2 protein-coding genes are annotated in these 1,846 nt (G+C 40.0%); one reads left to right on the top strand and one right to left on the bottom strand.

The window, feature by feature from the left end; translation table 11 throughout:
• The first annotated feature begins 85 nt into the window (after positions 1 to 85).
• Positions 86 to 1,351 carry an MFS transporter gene (locus V7137_RS30055; RefSeq protein WP_335701460.1) on the top strand — a complete coding sequence of 422 codons (1,266 nt, stop codon included), beginning with the start codon at positions 86 to 88 and terminating at the stop codon, positions 1,349 to 1,351.
• A gap of 54 nt (positions 1,352 to 1,405) precedes the next feature.
• Here the strand turns inward: V7137_RS30055 and V7137_RS30060 are convergent.
• A partial coding sequence (locus tag V7137_RS30060) for a hypothetical protein (protein ID WP_335701461.1) occupies positions 1,406 to 1,846 on the bottom strand: 441 nt, incomplete at its 5' end.

A 1,846-nucleotide genomic window follows, 5' to 3' on the forward strand; every position in this document is an offset into this window, starting at 1 on the left:
TTAAACAATGTCAGTACCTTAAAAGACAAAAATGTAAATTAATATTGTATAATAAGGAAATTATAGCAAACAGGAGTAGAGATCATTGGAAAAACAAAATAGCAAGTATAGATGGGTTGTTTTTGTGTCAGTTTTGTTCACGTATTTATTAATTGTCAGTCAAAGAACGGCGCCGGGATTAATTTCCGACCAATTAATGAAAGACTTTAACATTACAGCTTCAACCATTGGATTACTGGCAAGTATTCAATTCTTTGCATATGCCGGTTTACAAATTCCGGTGGGGATTTTGTCCGATCGTTTTGGCCCTAATTTTTTTCTCGTTATTGGTGCGCTGCTTACAGGATTAGGTACATTAATTTATAGTCTCGCATCAAATGAAGTGGTGTTCCTCTTTGCAAGATTACTGGTAGGTATGGGTGATTCGGCCATCTGGGTTAATTTAGTTTTGATCCTCAGTCAATGGTTTAAAGTGAAAGAATTTGTTGGATTACTAGGTGTGGCCGGTATGGCAGGAAGTTTTGGCTTTTTGTTGGCGACCGTCCCTCTTTCGACTTGGATTACGATTTCTGGTTGGCGCGCACCTTTTTTTACCACAGGAATCCTGTTAGTGCTATGCAGCGTCCTTCTTTATATTGTCCTTGTACAAAAACCAAAGAAAATGACCTGGAAAAGTACAGGTGCTAACAAGCCAAAAAAACCACGTGAAAAAACGCTGGTTTTATTAAGGCGGATTTTTACCACCCGTCAAGCTTGGGCCACCTTTTTTTGTCACTTTGGTGTGGTTGGTACGTATGTAGGCTTTATTGGTTCTTGGGCCGTTCCTTATGGGATGCATGTATACGGATTGTCTCGTTCTGATGCAAGTCAGCTGATTATGGTTGGGCTTTTCGGGGCCCTTATTGGAGCACCTTTAACAAGTTGGGTTACCAGTCGGATAGACTCACTCAAACGACCGTATGTTGTCGTCCACTCCATTGTGGTTCTATGTTGGGCATCCTTTTTATTATTTGATGGAAAGCCTCCCTACTATCTAATGACGATTCTCTTCTTTATTATTGGCTTTGGTAATGGAGCATGCTCGTTAACATTTGCGATTGTAAGAAAATCATTTGATCTCAAAGAAGTCGGAGTGGTTTCTGGTTTTGCCAATATGGGCGGATTTTTAAGTGCTGTCCTTTTACCAGGCATTTTTGGAAAAGTATTAGACTATTTCCATGCATCTGCTAGCAGTGTGGGATATCATTATGGTTTTATGATTCCTGTCCTTTTTTCGATGCTTGGATTAATGGGCGGATTAATTATCGTTGAGCGGCGTCAGGAAGTCAGCCACCGTACACAAGTAAGTTAATGAATGCTCTGAAAAAACTAGGAAACTCGGCGGTGAGTTTCCTAGTTTTTTATTTCATTCGATTCTATAATCCATGATCCATTCGGTATTTGGCAGGTAGTTAATTAGGAAATGACGGCCTTCCACATTTTTTTTGATTGGATAACGTGGATTTGGAGCAATACTTAATCGTTTGTTATTGATGATGACCGTAATTGTACCTTGTATTACACCCTTTGTTGAAGGTCTCTCATAAACAATTTTCGAAGGAATCCCTTCTAGTTTCACGTAATTCTTTTTAATGTACGCAGGTGAATCCGCCCAAAAAGCAGATGCGCTGTATAAGGCTAAAGCTCCCAGCCCGAGAATTCCTAAGCGGTAAACCCAGAGAATGGATGAGCCGATATAGGGTAATTCTTGGACGCGTTTGAAGCCCTTCCATTCTTTTTTTACTTTTAAGCTAAATAATATAAACGATAACCCGGCACCAGTTAACCCAATCGCGCAGAACGGGAA

This window comes from Neobacillus drentensis (assembly GCF_036962765.1).
GTDB lineage: Bacteria > Bacillota > Bacilli > Bacillales > Cytobacillaceae > Neobacillus > Neobacillus drentensis_C.